Origin of the sequence: Sinomicrobium weinanense (assembly GCF_018863395.1) — a bacterium.
Taxonomy (GTDB): Bacteria; Bacteroidota; Bacteroidia; order Flavobacteriales; family Flavobacteriaceae; genus Sinomicrobium; species Sinomicrobium weinanense.
The window spans coordinates 69,787-89,133 of record NZ_JAHKRR010000006.1; the positions used below are offsets into that span (position 1 = coordinate 69,787).

General features: G+C 47.0%; 12 protein-coding genes. 5 read left to right on the top strand and 7 right to left on the bottom strand.

Features of this window, described 5'->3' with window-relative positions; genetic code table 11:
• Nucleotides 1–82: 82 nt before the first annotated feature.
• The 6 genes from secA to KN811_RS16410 all read right to left on the bottom strand — a co-directional run bounded on the left by secA (nucleotide 83) and on the right by KN811_RS16410 (nucleotide 9,254).
• Nucleotides 83–3,442, bottom strand: a complete 3,360-nt coding sequence (secA, locus tag KN811_RS16385; RefSeq protein WP_187963895.1) for a preprotein translocase subunit SecA — start codon at nucleotides 3,440–3,442, stop codon at nucleotides 83–85.
• Nucleotides 3,443–3,700: 258 nt separating this feature from the next.
• Entirely contained in the window at nucleotides 3,701–3,922 is a 222-nt protein-coding gene (locus tag KN811_RS16390; protein ID WP_112373142.1) for a DUF2795 domain-containing protein, read from the bottom strand.
• Nucleotides 3,923–4,190: 268 nt separating this feature from the next.
• The gene (locus KN811_RS16395; protein ID WP_187963896.1) at nucleotides 4,191–4,772 is read right to left on the bottom strand and encodes a cob(I)yrinic acid a,c-diamide adenosyltransferase; all 582 of its coding nucleotides are present in this window, start codon (nucleotides 4,770–4,772) and stop codon (nucleotides 4,191–4,193) included.
• Nucleotides 4,773–5,106: 334 nt separating this feature from the next.
• On the bottom strand, nucleotides 5,107–6,453 hold the full coding sequence (locus KN811_RS16400) for a Gfo/Idh/MocA family protein (protein WP_187963897.1): 1,347 nt from the start codon (nucleotides 6,451–6,453) through the stop codon (nucleotides 5,107–5,109).
• An 86-nt stretch (nucleotides 6,454–6,539) separates the two neighbouring features.
• Nucleotides 6,540–7,928 (bottom strand): 3-keto-disaccharide hydrolase, encoded by a 1,389-nt coding sequence (locus KN811_RS16405; protein WP_187963898.1) that lies wholly within the window; start codon nucleotides 7,926–7,928, stop codon nucleotides 6,540–6,542.
• A gap of 51 nt (nucleotides 7,929–7,979) precedes the next feature.
• A complete protein-coding gene (locus KN811_RS16410; protein ID WP_187963899.1) occupies nucleotides 7,980–9,254 on the bottom strand; it encodes a Gfo/Idh/MocA family protein in 1,275 nt (424 codons plus the stop codon).
• Between the two features lie 513 nt (nucleotides 9,255–9,767).
• On the opposite strand from KN811_RS16410, the gene KN811_RS16415 reads away from it, so the two are divergent.
• From KN811_RS16415 to KN811_RS16435, 5 genes are all read left to right on the top strand, one after another.
• The gene (locus tag KN811_RS16415) at nucleotides 9,768–10,442 is read left to right on the top strand and encodes a collagen-like protein (RefSeq protein WP_187963900.1); all 675 of its coding nucleotides are present in this window, start codon (nucleotides 9,768–9,770) and stop codon (nucleotides 10,440–10,442) included.
• A gap of 86 nt (nucleotides 10,443–10,528) precedes the next feature.
• Nucleotides 10,529–11,590 carry a Kelch repeat-containing protein gene (locus KN811_RS16420; RefSeq protein WP_187963901.1) on the top strand — a complete coding sequence of 354 codons (1,062 nt, stop codon included), beginning with the start codon at nucleotides 10,529–10,531 and terminating at the stop codon, nucleotides 11,588–11,590.
• Nucleotides 11,591–11,617: 27 nt separating this feature from the next.
• Entirely contained in the window at nucleotides 11,618–13,294 is a 1,677-nt protein-coding gene (locus KN811_RS16425; RefSeq protein WP_187963902.1) for a C1 family peptidase, read from the top strand.
• A gap of 109 nt (nucleotides 13,295–13,403) precedes the next feature.
• Nucleotides 13,404–14,654, top strand: coding sequence for an OmpA family protein (locus tag KN811_RS16430; protein ID WP_187963903.1), 1,251 nt, complete (start codon nucleotides 13,404–13,406; stop codon nucleotides 14,652–14,654).
• A gap of 173 nt (nucleotides 14,655–14,827) precedes the next feature.
• On the top strand, nucleotides 14,828–17,824 hold the full coding sequence (locus KN811_RS16435) for a response regulator (RefSeq protein WP_187963904.1): 2,997 nt from the start codon (nucleotides 14,828–14,830) through the stop codon (nucleotides 17,822–17,824).
• A 96-nt stretch (nucleotides 17,825–17,920) separates the two neighbouring features.
• Here the strand turns inward: KN811_RS16435 and KN811_RS16440 are convergent, their stop codons facing one another.
• Complete coding sequence (locus tag KN811_RS16440) at nucleotides 17,921–19,345, bottom strand: TolC family protein (RefSeq protein ID WP_187963905.1); 1,425 nt, start codon at nucleotides 19,343–19,345, stop codon at nucleotides 17,921–17,923.
• Nucleotides 19,346–19,347 lie beyond the last annotated feature (2 nt).

Consider the following 19,347-nt stretch of genomic DNA (forward strand, 5'->3'; position numbering starts at 1 on the left):
CGATACATCGGGGTTCAGGTTGACGCAAAGATCACTTTTTAGAGGGCAGCCTGTGTTGTAGACAGGTTGTCGTGAGGGGCTACTATTCTTCGGTAAGCACCCATTCCCCTTTTTTGATCAGGGGTTCGGCCTGTTTGTATTTCATGGTCTGGCTTTCGCCGCTCATGACGTTCTTGATAGTCACCCGGTCGTTCCGGCCTATTTTGGGTTTGTCCCTGACGATGGTTTCAGTGACCTGTGGCCGTTGGGACTGAGTTTGCCCTGCCTCCCTGTTACGGGCAGCCAGTTCGTCGCTGTTCAGTACTTCTTCTTTGGAAGTTTTGTAGTTTTCTTTTTTCTTCGGTTCCCTGGCTTCCTGGATGTTAGAGGTGTCCTGTGTTGGGAGTTCTCCCTTAAACAGGAAGGTGATGACCTCTTTGTTCACGTTTTCGATCATGCTTTTAAAGAGTTCGAAGGCTTCGAACTTATAGATCAGCAGGGGGTCTTTCTGTTCGTGAACGGCGAGCTGTACGGATTGTTTCAGCTCGTCCATCTTGCGGAGGTGGGTTTTCCAGGCTTCGTCTATGATGGCCAGGGTGATGTTCTTTTCAAAATCGGCGATCAGTTTTTTACCGTTACTTTCGTAGGCCTCCTTGAGGTTGGTGACTACGTTAAGGGTTTTGGTACCATCGGTAAAGGGGACTACGATACGCTCAAACCTGTCGCCCTGGTTTTCATATACGTTCTTTATTACCGGGAAAGCGGTCGCTGCGTTGCGTTCGATCTTGTCGTTATAGTGCTGGTATGCGGCTTTGTAGATCTTTCCGGTGATCTCCTGGGGAAGCATTTTGCCGAATTCCTCTTCGGAAACAGGGGATACGAGTGAAAAGAATTTGATGAGTTCGAACTCAAAATTCTTATAGTCGTTAGCGGCTTTGTTGGTTTCGGTGATCACTTCGCAAGTGTCGAATATCATGTTGGCGATATCCACCTTGAGCCGTCGGCCCTGAAGGGCGTGCTTTCTCCTTTTATAGACGACCTCACGCTGGGCGTTCATTACGTCGTCGTATTCCAGCAGGCGCTTACGGATGCCGAAGTTGTTCTCTTCCACTTTTTTCTGGGCGCGTTCAATAGATTTGGTCATCATGGAGTGCTGGATGACCTCGCCTTCTTTGAGCCCCATCCTGTCCATCATCTTGGCCACGCGTTCGGAGCCGAACAAGCGCATGAGATTGTCTTCGAGAGAGACGTAGAACTGGGAGCTACCCGGGTCACCCTGACGTCCGGAACGACCTCTGAGCTGCCTGTCTACCCGCCTGGAGTCGTGGCGTTCTGTACCGATGATGGCCAGCCCGCCTGCTTCTTTCACTTCCCTGGTCAGTTTAATGTCCGTACCCCGCCCTGCCATGTTGGTAGCGATGGTCACTACCCCGGGATTACCGGCTTCTGCTACGATGTCGGCCTCTTTCTTGTGCAGCTTGGCGTTGAGGACGTTGTGCGGCACTTTACGGAGTTTCAGCATTTTGCTGAGCAATTCGGAGATCTCTACGGAAGTGGTACCGATAAGTACCGGCCTTCCTGCTTTGGAGAGCTCGGTGACTTCTTCGATAACCGCATTGTATTTTTCGCGTTTGGTTTTATAAATCAGATCTTGTTTGTCTTGCCGGGCGATAGGCCTGTTGGTGGGGATCTCCATCACGTCGAGCTTGTATATTTCCCAGAATTCGCCGGCTTCGGTAATGGCCGTACCGGTCATCCCAGCAAGTTTACGGTACATCCGGAAGTAGTTCTGCAACGTAACGGTGGCAAAGGTCTGGGTGGCGTCTTCGATCTTTACGTTCTCTTTGGCTTCGATAGCCTGGTGAAGCCCGTCGGAATAACGGCGGCCTTCCATGATACGGCCGGTCTGTTCGTCCACGATCATCACCTTGTTGTCAATCACTACGTATTCGGTGTCTTTTTCGAAGAGGGTATAGGCCTTGAGCAGTTGGTTCATGGTGTGGATACGCTCACTTTTTACACCGAATTCCTTGAAGAGTTTTTCTTTGAGTTCGGCTTCTTCTTCTACGGGAAGGCCTTGTTTTTCTATTTTGGCGATCTCTGTTCCTATATCGGGCATCACAAAGAAATCCGGATCGGTATCTCCGGAGAGATATTCTACTCCCCGGTCTGTAAGGTCTATTTGATTGTTCTTTTCATCAATGACAAAGAGCAATTCGGCATCGACCTTGGGCATTTCCCGGTTATTGTCCTGCATATAGTGGTTTTCGGTCTTTTGCAGGAGTTGTTTTATACCTTCTTCACTCAGGAATTTGATAAGTGCTTTGTTTTTGGGGAGTCCGCGGTGTACCCGGAGCAGAAGGAAGCCTCCGTCTTTGGTGTTTCCTTCGGCAATGAGTTTTTTGGCTTCGGCGAGCACCCCTGTAAGGTACTGGCGTTGTTTTTGTACGAGATCGCCAACTGTAGGTTTCAATTCGTTGAATTCGTGCCTGTCGCCCTGTGGTACGGGACCGGAAATGATAAGCGGGGTACGGGCGTCGTCTACGAGTACGGAATCGACCTCATCGACGATGGCATAGTTGTGCGGGCGTTGCACGAGGTCGCCCGGGGTATGAGCCATATTGTCCCGGAGATAATCAAAGCCGAATTCGTTGTTGGTACCGTAGGTGATATCGGCATTATATGCTTGTCTGCGCCCATCGGAATTGGGCTGGTGCTTGTCTATGCAGTCTATGGAAAGGCCGTGAAATTCGAACAGCGGTCCCATCCAGGCGCTGTCACGTTTTGCGAGATAGTCGTTTACGGTAACCAGGTGCACGCCATTGCCGGTAAGGGCATTGAGGTAGACCGGGAGTGTAGCTACCAGGGTCTTACCTTCCCCGGTCTGCATTTCCGCGATCTTTCCCTGGTGCAGGGCCACACCACCTATGAGCTGTACATCGTAGTGTACCATGTCCCAGGTAACCTCTTTTCCGGCAGCGTCCCAGGAATTTTTCCAGACAGCATTGTCGCCTTCTATGGTGACGTAGTCATTTGTGGCCGATAATTCCCTGTCAAAAGGGCTGGCGGTTACGGTAAGGGTCTTGTTATTGGCAAAACGTTTTGCGGTTTCCTTAACAACGGCAAAGGCCTCGGGAAGTATTTCGTTGAGCTTGTCTTCGGTGGCCCCGTAGGCTTCGTCGTTGAGTTTGTCGATCTCGGCGTAGATATCTTCTTTTTTGTCTATATCTTCCGAAACCTCCGCCTCGTTCTGTAATTGTGCTATTTTTTCGTCAAAAGAAGCCCTGGCCTCTTTGATCTGGGACTTGAAATCGATGGTTTTGTCCCGTAGTTCGTCATTGGATAATGCAGACAATTGCTGTTCGAATGTCTTGATCTTATCCACTAATGGCTGTATCTCTTTAATGTCCTTCTTCGCCTTATCTCCTACAAAGACTTTGATAACAGAATTCAGTAAACTCATAACGGTTTTATTTTTAATTTGAATGTGGGAGAGGGGCACGGATGTCCATCCCCATAGTCGCGCCTTTGCTGTCTTCCGCTGTAAACTTTTTACAAAGCTAATGAAAAAAACAGTGGACCGGTCTATTGATCGGCAGGGAATTGGCGGGCTAAGGCTATTGTGATTAAAAAGTAATCAGGCTCTGCTATTTCCCCCTTATTTTACCATGCAGGGCAAAAAAAAAGCCTCCTCGGAGACTTTTTATTTTTTGCGGTTTTCTTAATATTCATCTTCATTCCAAAGGTAATCTTCCTCTGTAGGATAGTCTGGCCAGATCTCTTCAATAGACTCATATATCTCACCCTCATCCTCCATGGCTTGCAGATTTTCCACTACCTCCAGCGGAGCCCCGGTTCTAATAGCATAGTCGATCAATTCGTCTTTTGTAGCCGGCCAAGGTGCATCACTCAGATAGGATGCCAGTTCTAATGTCCAATACATGTGCTATTCGGTTTTTATTTTTTGCAAAAATAAATTTTTAAACTAAAAAGTCAAGTTAAAACTATTTTATTTACTCATTAATTTTAAGAACGTAATAAAATGTGTGTTTTATTGGCTTTTACTCAATAAAAAAGATCACAGGTTGTCGATCCGGCAAAATTTTCTTTTGGTTGTTCTTTTGGACGGACCGTGTAACCTCTTTTTGAAATCTCTGCGTTAAAACCTTGTAATGATGTGCAGATCATTTTTTTAGGTGAGGGAAAAAGCCTTATTTTCTTTCCCCTTTTTTGGGGATCCATTTTATTTCTTCTGCTTTGAGCGTGTGAGACAACTTTCGTGCCAATACAAAGAGATAGTCAGAAAGACGATTGAGATATTGTAGTATACCCTCGTCAAAGGGTTCAATGTCATAGAGTTGGGTGGCCAGTCGTTCGGCCCGGCGGCAGACACAGCGCGCTATATGACAATATGACACTGTGGAGTGCCCCCCGGGGAGAACGAAATGTGTCATGGGAGGGAGCTCTTCGTTCATGTGGTCTATTTCCCGTTCGAGGGTAGTGACGTCTTCTGATGAGACTTTGGGGATGTCCAGTCGCTGCTTTCCGCTTTTCAATACGGCTTTTTCCGGGTCTGTGGCAAGCATGGCCCCCAGAGTAAACAGGTGGTCCTGGACAGAGAGCAATATTTTGTGCACGCTGTCGGGGACATCCTGATCGCGTATCAGTCCTATCCAGGAATTGAGTTCGTCTACGGTGCCGTAGGCTTCTATGCGGATATGGTGTTTGGGGACCCTGGTGCCCCCGAAAAGGGCGGTTGTGCCTTTATCTCCGGTTTTGGTGTATATTTTCATGGTCTTTATCTTAAGTGTATCTGACAAAGATACGGAGAAAGATTTGTGAAATACGGAAGGGGGGATTGCGTTTAGGTATGGATGAGGGGAATGGGTGGATTTGGACGGGGTGGAGGGGGACCCCCCCCCTTGATCCCCTGCTTCGACTTCAGTTTATCCTGAGCTCGGTCGAAGGGCTCAGCACATCGCCTCGAGGGGGGAGATGTTGGGCTTTTCGGGGACCATTTGTTAAAAATAAACCTGCCGGGGCGGGCAGGTTTAAATTGTTTGTCGGTTCTGTTCGGGAACCGGAAATCGTATCCTTCGGCTTTGCTCAGGAACCGGAAATCGTAAATTACACCAGTTGTTGTGGTTCCCATCCGGGTTCGTAGGTTCGGCCCCAGAGAGCCTGGCCTTTCTGACTGTTGGTGATGTGTCCGTTTCTGGGATCGCATTCGAGGGTTTCGCCGGTGCGGTATGCCATATTGGCCAGGTGGCATAGCAGGGTGCTTTTGGCGCCTTCGTCGATAGGGGACCTTTGTTTTTCTTTTCCCCGGATGGTTTCGAAGAAATTGACCATGTGTGTAGTGGAAATATCTCCGCCTCCGCCGAGTTGGGTCCCGGCTTCGCCACCTTCTGATTTCCGTTCTTTGATCAGTTTGCCCGACCGGTCATACAGCTCATATCCTTCGCGGTCTACAAATACGGTTCCTTCTGTTCCGTAAATAATGGTTCCGCGGCCTTTGCCATAGGTGTTGTAGCCATTACGGCTTTTTCCGTCCCACTTTATGGTTTTTTTGTCGTCGCCGAATTCGAAGGTGGCGTCCATGGTGTCGTACATGCTCCATCCGTCTTCGGGCCAGTGGCGTTTTTCGGCATTGACCATCACCTTGTTCGGAAATTCCACCTGCAGGGCCCAGCGGGCAATATCGAGCTCGTGGGTGGCATTGTTTCCGGTTTCGGCAGTACCGAAGTCCCAGCCATACCAATGCCAGTTATAATCCCAGGTATCGTGCGTATAGGCCCTTCGGGGAGCAGGTCCCTGGAAGAGGTCCCAGTCCAGTCCGTCGGGTACGGGCGCTTTCTTCGGAACGATCACTTCCCCACGACTATTTGCATAGTGGGCTACGGCCAGGTAAGGGTTGCCGATAGCCCCGTTGTGTATTTCGTTAATGATCTCTATACTGGGTTCGGCCGACCGTTGCTGGTTGCCCATCTGGATCACCTTGTTGTATTTTTTCTGGTAGGCTACCAGCAGTTCGCCTTCTTTGGGGTTATGGCAGCACGGCTTTTCCACATAAACGTGTTTTCCTGCCTCCACAGCCAGCCAGGTACCTGGCCCGTGCCAGTGGTCTGGTGTGGCATTGATAATGGCGTCTACCTTTTTGTCTTCCAGTATTTTTAATATGCTGTTTTCCAGTTTAGGGTTATAGTCCAGGTGCTCGGCAAAGCGTGTTGCTGCCTTTTCCCGTTGCGATTTCATAACGTCGCAAAGGTATAACAGCTCTACATTGCTTTCTTTCCTGCTGATGGGAGGAACATAAGCGCCGAGCCTTCTGCCCAGTCCCATAATGGCTATGTTCAGCCGGTCGTTGGCGCCGATGATGCGGTTATAGCTTTGGGCGGTAAAGCCCATCGTACTCATGGTGGTAAGCCCGGCGGTGGCCAGGGCGGAGTTTTTTATGAATTTTCTTCGTTTCATTTGGTGATTGTTTTTGGTGATTTTGGGGAAAACACCCCCCTGGGTCCCCCCTCAAGGGGGGATAAATATTTCTTTAAAGGAGGTGGTTAATTGTGGAGTTCCTTTATCTTGACACTCTTAAAGCTCACTTTGTTACCGTGGTCCTGAAGGAGGATATGGCCTTTCGGGGCTTCTCCGAAGTTTTCCCATATTTTGTATTTGCTTTCGGCCACAAGTTTCCGATAGGCTTCCGATCCGCGTTGATATTCCAGTACTTTGACCCCGTTGAGGTAATGTTCTACTTTGTTGTCGGGATATACTATAACCCGGCCTTTGTTCCATTCGCCGATGGGTTTGGTAAACCTGGGTTGTTTTTCGGCTTTGATAAGGTCGTACAGGGAGGCCAGGGTACGGTTTCCGCCTTTTCCCTTTTTGGCATCCGGATGTTTCTCATCGTCGAGGATCTGGTATTCCAGCCCTATGGCAGAACCTTTATTGCCTTCGCTAAGGGTAACGAAATATTTTACCCCGCTGTTGGCGCCTTCTGTAAGTTTAAAGTCAAAGGAAAGGTCAAAAGCACTGTATTCCCGGGTGGTGACGATATCTCCTGCATTGGCGGATTCTTTGCCGTCGGAGGCTTCGATGGTCAGTATGCCGTTGTCAATGGTCCATCCGAAATCGGGGAAGCTGTCTTTATAGGCACCTACCCATCCTTCGCCGTCCTTACCATTGAAGAGCAGTTTCCAGCCGGTTTGCTTTTCGTATTCGGAAAGGTTGTTCTTCAGGTTGTTTACTACGTATACTTCCTTTTTAAAGGGTGTTGGTTTCAGGCTATCGGTTTTTATACGTATATTTTTAAAATAGGTCTTGTTCCCGGCATCTTCCGGGTTGCCTATGCTGTGTACCTGGAGGCCAATGATACCCCTGGCATCGGTACTGTCTATGAGGTAGGCGGTCTCTACACCATTTATCCAGGTCTTGATCTCATTGCCTATGGCTTCGATCTTGTATGTGTTGTATTCGCCGAATTTGAATGCTTTGCTCGCTTCCGGATTCAGGGAAAGCGGGTATAGCCATCCACGTCTTGCTTCGTCATAGATGCCCCCGGCCCAGGCTCTTTCAGAAGGGTCCAGTTCTACCTGATAGCCGTAGACCAGCCCCTTGCCTTTTTTGCCTTCGGGGTCGTAATTGCTGCGTATTTGTACGCCGGAATTACTGGTTTTGTGCTCTACCTTGATATCGAGCTCCAGGATAAAGTCGCCATATTCCTGTTCGCTGATCAAAAAAGTGTTAGGTGTATTGGCTTTGGCAACACCCACAATGGTGCTGTCTTCGACGATAAACTCTGCTTCTCCTGCAACAGGCTTCCATCCGTTAAGGGTTTTTCCGTCAAACAGATAGGTCCACCCGTCCGGCGGGTTCTTTTTTTCGGGAGCGCATTGTACAAAACACAGGGAAGCGATACACGCCAAGGCAAGGATACTCAGTTTTCGCATTTTTGTAATATTGGTTTGTTAATTAAAGGTTTAAAGTTCAAAGTTGAATGTTTAATGTTCTATGTTTGATGTTTTTTCCGGTTCCCGGGCCCTTTGGCTTCGCTCAGGAGCTACGGAGCCGAGGGAGTACTCCGGTTGCCATTTGCAGATCCCTCCTCCGTATATGGATTTATTGGCCAGGGCTACACAGATGGCTGTGCTGCCACCGGTGTAGACGTTGGAATCGGGGAGAGTGTTTTCGGAAATGGCCCTGTAAAAATCCTGAAAGGCGTAATAACTACCGTCTTTCAGGGGTGAATCCACGAGGCGGATACCATTTTTGTCATCGCTCCATGTGAGCTTTGTGGCCCCGCTTACGCCATCCACTTCCTCCAGTTCTTTCCGGGTTTCGGGTTCGGGATAGAAGAGGCCATCGTCCACCAGCAGGGATACCATACCCTTAGACCCTTTGATCCGGAAAGAGTATCCGTCGTGCTGATTGGAGCAGGTGGCGCCGAAGTTGCCGATCATGTCTTCTTTTTCGTAGCGGATATTTACCTGTACGTTGTCATAGGTCTCCCTGCCGTCCTTGTAGCGGTCGATCCCGCCTGTCCCGTATATGGTGGTAGGGAGGCAATCGAAAGCCCAGTGTATGAAATCCATCTGGTGGGAGAGGAGTTCGGCCGGGAGGCCGCCGGAATAATCCTTGTACATACGCCAGTTGATCTTCCTTTCGAGTTTCGGGTCCGGAACCGGCCTTCTCCAGTTCCAGTTGCGGTCCCACCGGGCATCTATTTGGGTGACTTTACCGAGATATCCGTCCTGTATCATTTTACGGACCTTGTAATAGAGGGGAGAGTAGCGGTACTGGTGACCAATTTGAAGGGTTTGTCGGGGATGGTTTTCCGCAATACGGGCCAGGTTCAGGGCCTGGTCGGTCGTAAAGGCCATTGCTTTTTCGAGGAGGACGTGTTTTCCGGCCTCGATCGAATTTTTAGCGATCTCGTAGTGTGTGTTTAGCGGTGTGGCTATGATCACGGCATCGATCTCCTTGTTTTCGAGTAGTTTACGATGGTCTCTGTATAGCTTTACCTTGTTGGTGTCGGCCGCCTTCCGGGCATGGTCCTGCCGGAAATCGAGCGGATCGCAGATGGCTGTGACCTCAAACTTGTTATGAAAGTCACGGAGGACATTAAAAAGCCCGCTTCCGCGGTCACCGAAACCGATAATGCCTATGCGATATACCTGGTCATTTCCGATTGTGGCAAAACTGTTCCACATGGCCCCGGAAAACAACAGGGCGCTGGTACCAAGAGAACTATTTTTTATAAAATTTCTTCTGTCCAAAACGTTAAAATATTTTTTACGAAATCGATTGCATAAAAGCAACAGCAAAATAGCGAAATCCGCATAAAAGTAAATATTTTTTTAGAAATGATAAAAATGTGTTCAGGCTTTAATGAAAAAATGTCTGTTTGTTGGTTTTAATGTTAAAATATCCTTGTTTAAACCTACCTGCAGAATTTCCGGATAGACAGAAACCGGAACTCAAACCCCGGGTGCTCTCTGCTTTTTTACGAATCAGGTGTAAAACGGTTTAATCCATAGCCTGTAAATTAAGGGGTTTCTGGTGTTGTTACATATAAAAAAGCCTTTGTTACATATCTGAAATTCCTTATTGTTTTGCTGGTCTACTTTTGAAGTGATCATTCTCCCCTGCCACTTTCCAAAAAAGAATTAATTAATAACCAAAATGAAAAGTAGCGTTATGAAATGCCCATTAACAAAACAGCAAACCAACCGACATGATTATTTTGGGCATTCCATCTGACAGAAGAAAAACAAATAAAAAATAAACAGATGAAAACTGCATTTAATTTTTTTATCGTATTGATTGTAAGTATCGGATTGGTAGCCTGTTCGGCCGAAGATGGTGATATTGGTCCTCCCGGTCCGCAGGGCGAACAGGGGGTACAAGGTGAACAGGGACCTCAGGGAGAACAGGGGTCTGAGGGAGAACAAGGTCCTCAGGGAGAACAAGGCCCTGCGGGAGAAGATGGTGTAGACGGTCAGGATGGGCAAGATGGTCAGGATGGCGAAGACGGGAACGCCAATGTCATGTATTCCGATTGGTTTTTTCCGGACTGGAACATGAGCGATTTAGTCCGGTTTAAAAGGATGGAAGTGGAGGACAGTAATTTTAGCGATACCTGGTTAGAAGGCGGAGCTACACTGGTATACTGGAGAACAAATAACGGCTCTACATTTTTGCTGCCGTGGAACTCATATAATACGGCCGGGAACCTGGTCATAGAAAGAAGCGTGATATACAGAAGTTCCACCAGTATCTGGATAACTATAAAAAAATACGGTTCGGACTTTACCGCTGAAGAGACTGAAGGCCAGGTTGGAGGTATTATACGTAACAGGATACGCTATGTTATTATTCCCGGAAATGTCAATCTCCCGGCAAAGTCGGCCCTGGATTATTCCGATTATGATGCTGTTAAAGCGCATTACAATATACCTGATTAATTGTGCAATGAAAATTACACCCGGGTCGGAATAAAATGGTTTCCCAAAACTTTTAAAAAAGTAGAAACCATAAAATTACAGAACTCATGAAAACAATAAAGTTCTTAGGCCTTTTTTTTACTGTCGTTATGCTAATAAACTGTAGCAAAGACGACGACACCTCATACCCCCTACCCAGCCCTGACCCTGACCCGGTAGTCTATGTGGTAGGAGGTGAAAACAACGGTACACACTATGTAGCCACCCTTTGGAAAGATGGTGTGTCACAAGCCCTTACCGATGGGTCGCAGGATGCCCATGCCTCATCTGTAGCAGTTGTGGGTGAAGACGTTTACGTGACCGGTGTTCAAAACAACGGCACCAACAACGTGGCCATGCTATGGAAAAACGGGGTGGCCCATCCCCTTACCGACGGGACACATCATGCTGCGGCCTTTTCAGTGGCAGTGGCGGGCGATGACTTTTATGTGGTGGGCTCTGAACACAATGGCACTCACAATCTGGCCGCACTTTGGAAAAACGGTGTGAAGCAACCCTTGTCCGACAGAGATTCTAAAGCATATTCTGTTGTGGTTTCCGACGACACTATTTATATCGCAGGGACTGAGTGGTCCGATTCCGCCCATGTCCCGGTTGCCATGTTGTGGAATCTGCCTGCGAATAATACAGGAAGCATCATGGCACAACAACTTAGTGATGGCTCACAATTTGCAGCTGGCTATACCGTAGCAGTGTCGGGCGAGGATGTTTATGTGGCAGGGTGCGAAGCAAGATTAGGGAACGACGTAGCCACCATCTGGAAAAACGGTACTGCCCAAGCGCTTGCAGAACCAACAAATTTTAGTGTCGTCGAATCGATTTTGGCAGTTGGACAAGACCTGTATGCCACCGGCAGTATAAATGATGGTACAAATTCAGTAGCCATGCTCTGGAAAAATGGTGAGGCACAGCCACTGCCCGCTATTGACGACACGCAAAAAACCTGGGGCAGATCTGTAGCTGTAACAGGTAAAGATGTTTATGTGGCCGGCATTGAAAGTACTGATACAGCAACAGTGTCCATGCTATGGAAAAACGGTGTGGCTCACCCCCTTACCGACGGCACTCGGCATTATTTTGCCCTTTCGGTGGCCGTCATACTACAATAGATAAAAATCATTAAAAACATAGAAACCATGAAAACTTTAAGATTTACCAGTGTACTGGCAGGATTGTTACTTGTAATTGCAGGCTGTATTGACCCGCCTACGGAAACGCCACCCGACGTGGACATTAGCAGGCTCCGGGTAGACCTTCGCCCGCAGCAGACCCCGATACGCAACCAGGGAGGCAGGACATCATGTCAAACCTTTGCTGCCGTAGCGGCCCTCGAAGCATCTTTTAAACGCCTGGGGTATGGAGACAAAGACCTGTCAGAAGAATTTGTGAATTATATGCGCAAAAACTTCTGGTTGCACCCGGAATGGGACGAAATAGCGCTAGGCGGCCCAAACAAAATAGAAAACCAGATAGGTGCTTTTGGAGGTGGTGGCGGAGCGCATTCGGTAGCCTACTTTTTCGACCAGGGGATGAAAGTCCCCCTGGAAACCGATATGGCCTACCGCCCCCTGGAGAGCGACTATGCGGCCAGTACCAATTTTTTTCCTTATGGCGACCCCCGGAATAAAATCCAATGGTATGCCAACAGCTTTAATCTCGATACGGTAAACCTTACCCGCCAGGTGCTGCACAACGAAAATTTTCACGGAGCAGGGTCCGGAAGGTTTTATCCCGATCCGGCGGATGCCCGGAATGTAACGGCCATTGAAAGTATTTTACGGCGCGGATTGGAGGTTGTCTGGGATTTTGCCGGAAATGTCAAGTACGGCGATATCTGGAGGCCTTGCGAAACGGGCGATAGCGGTTGCTCAGGCAATATAGCCCATAGCATGCTGATCGTCGGGTTCGATAAAACCGATTCCGATCCCGATAATCATTATTTCATGGTGAAAAATAGCTGGGGGCCTACATTTCGCACCAGTGATGACCAGGGTTTTACCTATATCTCTTACGATTTTGTGAGGCGATACGGGTTGGCTATGGCCTATATTACGGTACCCCTGTTCAATACGGGGCCCTGGGAAGACGTGCAACCCTTGGGCAGGTGGCAACTGGTATTTGACGGCCATGAAGCCATTCTCGATATGTATCACATCCCCGGATACTGGCCTACGGACTGGCTTGGTGTACCAGACAGGAGAATAGGCAGCTTGTTTATGAATGATAAGGCCTATCGCGTTAATGGCTCTTTTGACGGCAATAAGATCACTTTTTACTTCAGCGGAAGTGAACCCAATTTACGTTGGGATAAGCTAAAAGGAAGAAAGTTTGAATATTATTATAGTGATAGCGATTTTATGGCCGGTTTCCACACCGATCCGGACGGCCGTATTTACGGGGGATATGCCAGGAAAGCAGGGGCCCTTTCCGGAGGGACCCAAACACCTCGTCCTTTCCTGCCCAAAAGTTTTGAAAATTCTACTTGGGACGTTGTGATTGGCGAACGGAAGGGTACCATTGTCCTTGGAGACCTGGCAACTTATGAAGGAGAATTTCCCGAACATTACGATATTTTCGGAACGTATACCGAATCGGGTACGGGAACAACAGGCAGGGTACAGTTCCGTATTCCTCAAAACAATTACAACCATTGTTTTATGCAACTGGAAGCCGGGGACATTGTAATTTCCCTGGAAGGAAAGTCCCTGAATCATAAACCCGGTAACATTGCCGGACATACCATTGAAACAAAAGAAGACCCGGCGCCATTTGTGATGATCAGAAAGGGTGAGAACCTTAATAATGGAGGTTAGGCTATCAAAACACTAAGGAAAATGTTCATCATGGAAATTGTCAAACCCGCTGACACAGAGTACCTGGGTACTACACGCGGCGGGTTTGGCGATTTAAAAAATAAGAATTATGAAAACCATAAAATTTTATTTCAATATAATCCTGGTTGCATCCTTATCAATAACCTTTATTCCCGATACCCATGCCCAGTTATTAAAAAAGCTGAAGAAAAAGGCAGAAAAGGCGGTTGAGCGCAAACTGGAGCGCAAGGTAGAAAAGGAAATAGAAAATGTAACAGACAGCATTCTGGAACCGAATACAAATGCAGGTGAAAAAAAGCGCCGGTCACCGGTGGTTACACAGGAAGATAATGCAACACAAAATGTAAAGATAAATAGCAGGTTCGACTTTGTTGCCGGAGACAAAGTATGGTTTTATGACGACTTTGCCATAGATCGTAAAGGGGATTTTCCTGCTAAATGGAATACGAACGGATCGGGTGAAGTGGTCTCCATCAGTGGCCGGGAAGGTGAATGGTTACGGATTCCGGACAGAACATTGAGCTATCCCGAAACCGGAGGGCCATTGCCGGAAAATTTCACGGTAGAATTTTCTCTGTATTATCCGGCAGGTATAAAGCGTTCTCCTGTAACTTTTGGGTTCTCGGGAAGTGCCAATCCTGCTAAAAGTGGATTGCGGTCCAAAGCGCTTTTTTATTTTAAGATAGCTCATTTTAAAAAAGAACTAGGGTATAGCACCTCAGTATACTCCGGCCGTGAAACCAACAAGGAATATCCTGCGAATAAGATGGCAGGGAAAGTAGTAAAGGTTAGTATCAGCGTTAACGGAACACGCATAAGGTTGTATATGGATCAGGAAAAAATATTTGACCTGCCCCGCGCTTTTGAACCGGAATCGCTCCGGAACAGTTTTTATTTTCAGGCTACAGCATTGATCCCGGCCCCGGAAGACGGATTTTACATTACCGGCCTTCGCATAGCGGAAGCAGGAAAGGACATTCGGAGTACCCTGTACAAAGATGGAAAGTGGAGCACTTCGGGAATACAATTTGCTGTGAATTCATTTGACTTAATGCCAGGATCCTACGGTATTTTAAAGGAAATTGCCGGGATATTGCAGGAGGATCCCGCCCTGAAACTGAAAATTACAGGCCATACCGATTCCGATGGAACTATGTTCGAGAACCAGGAATTGTCTTTTAAACGTGCCGAAGCGGTAAGGCAGGCCCTGGTCAATACATACCATGTAAAGGTAGAGAGGCTATTTATTGAGGGTAAAGGAGAAACCGAACCTCTTGCCGATAATATATCGGCCGAAGGCAGGGCACATAACCGCCGGGTAGAATTTATAAAGCTCTAACCAGGATAATCCGTAGGAAAAATGAAAAACAAATGGAACCATAAAATGTTTTTTATCGTAGTCTTTATGCTGGTAGTGATAAGTGTTATGATTTTGATTTACAAAGGTTTGTTGTAGGTTTTTACAGGTATTCGGAATACTTTTTTTAACTTTAATATATTGAAATTTTTCAGATGTCTAACTGCCCTGATGTTCATACAAAATATCTTCTTGCCATTAATCTCGTATTATGGGGGTGTATGATGAGTATGGCACAGACCTCCCATAAGCTGGATTCCATCAAAAATATCATTGCCACAACTGAGAACGACTCCATCAGGATTGAAGCGTATAACGATTTTTTTCCCTACTGGATACACAAAAACCTCGATTCTTCCCGGTTTTATACCGAAAAGGGTTACGAGCATGCCAAAAAAACCGGGATCCCAAAAGGCATTGCAGACCTTTCCGTATTTACCGCCTATGTGGATATACGAAGGGAAAATTACAAACAAGCGCATCAAATTCTGGATGAGGCTTATAAACTGTTAAAAAAGGACGGCAGCTATAAGCCGGGTGAGTTTCATGTGCTCAACTGGAAATCTTCAATATATTTCGAAGAAGGAAAAACCGATTCTGCCAAACATGTTTTAAAAGAGATTGTAGAAGCCTCCGCCTCGGAATTTCCGCAAAATACCTTGTTGGCATATTCAAGAATGGGAGATATTGCTGCATCCGAACGAAACTTTCATGAAGCCATCGGTTATTATCTGAAGGTAGATTCGCTGTGTATGGCCTATAACAGGGAGGGAGCCTCTTATTGCAACAGTTCATTAGCCAATATAGGTGTAATATTTAAAGAAGAGTTGCTTCAGCTCGATAAAGGCCTGGAATATTTAAGCAGAGGCAGGCAGGGATATGCAGAAAAGGGAGAGGATATCCTGGTGTACGAGATCGATATTGAGATTGCCGAAATTTATTTTATCCGTAAACAGTACGAGAAAGCAGAATCTTTGTTAAAACTGGCCCTGGAATTTTTCAGGGAGCAGGAAATAGCTAAGAACAGTGCTGCAGCACTCAACGTACTGGGAAAAGTATATTTATTGTCAGACAGGTATGATGAAACAGCAGTTGTACTTCAGGAAGAATACGAGTTGGGCGTAAAGAACAAAGATACTTTTCATATGGCCAGCGCCCTTATACACAAAGGGATGTTAAGCACCAGAAAAGGCAGTTATACAGCAGCGGAAAATCAATTGAAAGAAGGGGCGGGATTAGCGTCCCGGATGGAGAATAATTATCTTGAAGAGGTCGCTTATAAGGGATTGACCCAACTCTATCATTCCAGGGAAGATTATAAAAATGCTTTTTTGTCCCAGGAAAAGTGGTATGGGCTTCAAATTGAAAAAGAAAAGAAAATCAATCAAAGTGAATTATCAGAACTCGAAACCCGTTACCAGACCGGGAAAAAGAAGCAGGAGATCGCTTTGTTAACGGCCAGGAATAAGCTGGTGGGGCAACAGAAAAAGACTCAGAAGATCATTTTTACTGCTATATCCGGTATATTGCTCCTCGGTGCCGTGAGCATTTTTATATTGTACAAGAACCGGGAAAAAACCACTAAAAAGCTAAAGGAACTCGATAGAATAAAAACCAGGTTCTTTTCTAATCTTTCTCATGAATTCAGGACACCTCTAACCCTTATTTCGGGGCCGGTAGAACACCAACTCTCCAAAAAAGGGCTGTCTTCCGATGATGAACTGGATTTCCGCCTTATTCAGCGTAATGCCAACCGCATAATGGAGCTGATAGACCAGTTGCTGGAATTAGCCCGCCTGGATGCCGGGGGCAGAAAGCCCGCTGTCGGATATTACAACCTGGAGCTTTTTATTCGTCAGCTTTTAGAGCCTTTTCAGTATCTCGCAGATAAGCAGCAGATCAGGTTTCAATATAACATAACCGGTATAAAAATGGCCTGGTTTGATCGTGAAATACTATACAAGGTCTTGTCGAACCTTTTCTCCAATGCCGTAAAGTACACGGACAGGAACGGATATGTAAAAGTAGAGGTTATGCAAAAAGGCCGCGATGCGGTTTTCCGGGTGACGAATACCGGTTCACAGCTGGATAAAACAGATATAGAACATATTTTCACCCGCTTTTACCAGTCCGACACCAACAGTGGAGGAGTAGGGATAGGGCTATCCCTGGTCAAAGAACTGGTGTCTGTAAACCGCGGGGACATTGCGGTCGCAAAAAATAAAAACGGTGAAGTGTGTTTCCGGGTATCCCTTCCCGTGGTCAGGGAAGCCTTTTCGGAAGACGAAATCGCAGAACATTATCCTGCAGAAGAAGCCCAGCCCTTTTCCGGTATGGAGCATAAAGACAGTAAAATCAGCAATGGGAGAGATATATTTGCCGATGATAACCCCCTGTTACTTATTGTAGATGATAATGCCGATATATGTTTGTTTGTGGAAAATATATTCAAACAGGACTACCGGGTAATAAAAGCCGGAAACGGGCAGGAGGGCATAGATAAAGCCCTGAAAGCTGTCCCCGATGTTATTATCTCCGATATAATGATGCCCGTAAAAGATGGCATATACCTGGCAAACACCCTTAAGAATGACGAACGGACCTCTCATATCCCTATTATACTGCTCACTGCAAAATCCGGGAACAATAATGAGATCAGTGGCTTGAAGACCGGGGCCGACGCCTATATCGTTAAGCCGTTTCAACAGGAGAAACTCCGGGTATTGATAGAAAACTTACTAAAGAACAGGCAGTTGGTCCAGCAACAGTTCAGGAATACGGGCCTGTTAAGCACTACAACAGCAAAGGTCTCGCCCAAAGATCATGTTTTTATAAAACGGCTTAAAGAAGTTCTGGCCAAAAACCTCACCGAACCCGTTTTTAATGCGGCAAATTTTGGCGAGGCCATGTGCATGAGCCGGATGCAGCTACACCGTAAGTTAAAGGCCCTTACCGGGCAGTCGGCAACAGAGTTTATAAAAGACCAGCGTTTGAGGCTGGCCGCACAATTACTCAAAAAATCAGGAGTGAGTATTTCGGAAGTCGCTTACCGGGTCGGATTTAACCAGCCTGCTTATTTTGCTACCTGTTTTAAAGAAGCCTATAAAGTATCGCCTTCGGAATATGGGGAACGAAACAATATTGATAATTAGTTGCCCGTTGTCGGTTTCGATCATCATCTTAATCATTTTCTATACGCAACAGTCCGGTAAAACTCATAATCTCAATTCTAATACGGTCAAATTTCCTCAATTCATCCCCAACCCACGATAATAGTCCAGGACCCTTACTCTCAACAAATACTCATATTTAGCATTGGCCAGGCTTATCCGGGCATTGTCCATGTTGTTCTTACTGGTGATGTATTCCACGATATTGGACACCCCGTTGTTGAACCGTACTTCATTGACGCGGAAAGATTCTTCAAAAGCCTTGACCTGCCCGGTTAAAATGTGATAGCGGTTAAATGCAGATTCCATATCGAGGTATGCCTGTTCGATGGCCTGTCCGAGTTGCAGCCTGGTGTTTTCCAGGTCTACACGCGATTCTTCGAGCTTTATCTTTTCAAGGGTTACATTGTTCCTCGCACGAAAACCGTTGAACAGTGGAATATTCACTGCCACACCCACGGCAGAACCGAGGTTATTGTTAAACTGGTCTTCGTAGCTTATCGGATCGCCTTCGTGCTGTATTTCTTCCCGCAAAACGGGGTGATTCTGGCCGTCTATGGAAACAAAATCCCCGGTTTCCACGACAGAGCTTCCGATCTCGTTGAGAAATTCGGCCGCACTGGAATAGTTGGTATTCAACTCCCCGAAGACCGAGACCTCCGGGATATAACCGGCCCGGGCCACTTTGACCCCTTTTTTAGCGGCATCCAGGCGAAGTTCTTTGGCTTTGAAAGCGGCCAGGTTGGCCAGGGCATCGTCCATGACCTCTGCTGCAGACAGCTGGTATTTTTCCATATCGTCAAGCGCCTGGAGGCTGGCAAAGGCCGTATCAGGGACATCATCGATATTGAGGAGCTGGTATAGGTTAAGGACAGAGACCTTAAGGTTGTTCTCCGCATTGATAACGGCAGTCTTGTCCAGGGCTTCCTGCCCCTGCATATCGGTATAATCGGCCGGGTTGCCCGATCCTTCTTCGTAAAGGGATGACAGTCTTTCCAGTTGTTTTTCTGTGGTTTCTGTCCTGGCTTTGGCCTGTTTAAGCAGTTCCCTGTTATTGAGTATCTGAAGGTAAGCGAGGGTGACGTTGAGCACCAGGTTTTGCTGCGCTTCCTTCACTTCCATTTCAGCCGCCTGCAGGTTGTAGCGGTTCTGACGGATGGTATTTAACATCCTGAAACCGTTAAAGACCACCGCGTTAAGGCGCAACCCTGCATTGGAATAGGTGAGCCGTTGGTCTAAATAGCTATTCGTATAAGGATCTATACTCCGTCCGCTGGAAAGCCCCAGGTTGTAATTGGCATTCAGAGTGGGCAGGATATTGGCCCGGGACTGCCGGTAATTTACATCGGAAGTCTCCGCTTTTAACTTCGAGCTCTTAAGGTCAAGGTTGTTCTGAAGCGCAGTTTCTATACAGTATTCCAGGGTGACAGGTTGGGTGTCTTCCTGGGAATACAGGGTAAAACAGGCCGTGAGACAAAGTATGGTGATGAGTCTGGCTAACATGG

Excerpts from the sequence above, each read along its gene's own strand:
- KN811_RS16430 (WP_187963903.1), top strand. The coding sequence starts at position 13,404 with ATGAAAACCATAAAATTTTATTTCAATATAATCCTGGTTGCATCCTTA.
- KN811_RS16400 (WP_187963897.1), bottom strand. The coding sequence starts at position 6,453 with ATGAAACGAAGAAAATTCATAAAAAACTCCGCCCTGGCCACCGCCGGG.
- KN811_RS16435 (WP_187963904.1), top strand. The coding sequence starts at position 14,828 with ATGTCTAACTGCCCTGATGTTCATACAAAATATCTTCTTGCCATTAAT.
- KN811_RS16405 (WP_187963898.1), bottom strand. The coding sequence starts at position 7,928 with ATGCGAAAACTGAGTATCCTTGCCTTGGCGTGTATCGCTTCCCTGTGT.
- KN811_RS16415 (WP_187963900.1), top strand. The coding sequence starts at position 9,768 with ATGAAAACTGCATTTAATTTTTTTATCGTATTGATTGTAAGTATCGGA.
- KN811_RS16390 (WP_112373142.1), bottom strand. The coding sequence starts at position 3,922 with ATGTATTGGACATTAGAACTGGCATCCTATCTGAGTGATGCACCTTGG.
- secA (WP_187963895.1), bottom strand. The coding sequence starts at position 3,442 with ATGAGTTTACTGAATTCTGTTATCAAAGTCTTTGTAGGAGATAAGGCG.
- KN811_RS16395 (WP_187963896.1), bottom strand. The coding sequence starts at position 4,772 with ATGAAAATATACACCAAAACCGGAGATAAAGGCACAACCGCCCTTTTC.
- KN811_RS16440 (WP_187963905.1), bottom strand. The coding sequence starts at position 19,345 with ATGTTAGCCAGACTCATCACCATACTTTGTCTCACGGCCTGTTTTACC.
- KN811_RS16425 (WP_187963902.1), top strand. The coding sequence starts at position 11,618 with ATGAAAACTTTAAGATTTACCAGTGTACTGGCAGGATTGTTACTTGTA.
- KN811_RS16420 (WP_187963901.1), top strand. The coding sequence starts at position 10,529 with ATGAAAACAATAAAGTTCTTAGGCCTTTTTTTTACTGTCGTTATGCTA.